Origin of the sequence: Acidovorax delafieldii 2AN (genome assembly GCF_000175235.1) — a bacterium.
Lineage (GTDB): Bacteria > Pseudomonadota > Gammaproteobacteria > Burkholderiales > Burkholderiaceae_C > Acidovorax > Acidovorax delafieldii_B.
The window spans coordinates 1-731 of sequence record NZ_ACQT01000596.1 but is presented as its reverse complement, the minus strand read 5'-3'; the positions used below and the strand labels follow the sequence as shown (position 1 = coordinate 731).

The following is a 731-nucleotide window of genomic DNA, read 5'->3' as shown; positions in this document are numbered from 1 at the left end:
CAGCCGCGCCTGGGCCGATGCCAGCGAGGCGCGCGAGCGCAGCACCTGCGCGTCGAGCTTGGCCGTGTCAAGTTCGACCAGCACCTGGCCCTTCCGGACCTTGTCGTTCACGTCCACCAGCACCCGGCCCACGGTGCCCGACAGCTCGCTGCCGATGGTCACCGCGCGCGTGGGCTGCAAGGTGCCATTGGCCGACACATTGAGCGTGAGGTTGCCGCGCCGCACCTCTTCGGTCACATAGACCGGGGCAGCGCTGGCGCGCTGGTGGCCCTGCCAGTAGGCAATGCCCGCACCCGCGGCCACCAGCACCGCCACGCCCAGCCACAGCGTGGACCGCTGCCACCAGCGGCGTGGCTTGCCGCCACCCAGCAGTGCCTGCAGATCGCCGGGCGTGGAGGGCCCGGAAGAGGCTGGTTTCGTTGCGTTCTTGTCGATGGACGTCATGGCAATCACATTCGCTTTTTTGAGAAGGTATGCAGTAACCCTGCCCGATATCTCTGGAGGCCCCTCCAAGGCACGGAACAGGTTCTCCGGAAAGGCGTTACCGCCAGCCGCCGCCGAGCGCCTTGTACAGACGCACATGGTCGGCAGAGACGCTGGCCACCGTGGTGGCCACGCTGTCCTGGGTGGACAGCAGCGTGCGCTGGGTTTCGAGCACCGACTGGAAATCGATCAGCCCGCTGCGGTAGCGCTGCTGGGCCAGCAGGGCCGCATTGCCGGCGGCATCGGCG

At 68.0% G+C, this 731-nt stretch carries 2 pseudogenes; both read right to left on the bottom strand.

Going from position 1 to position 731, the window contains the following annotated elements:
* Window positions 1-444: pseudogene (locus tag ACDELDRAFT_RS23280) on the bottom strand (biotin/lipoyl-binding protein); the annotation flags it as partial.
* A 97-nt stretch (window positions 445-541) separates the two neighbouring features.
* Window positions 542-731, bottom strand: a pseudogene (locus ACDELDRAFT_RS23275) (efflux transporter outer membrane subunit); the annotation flags it as partial.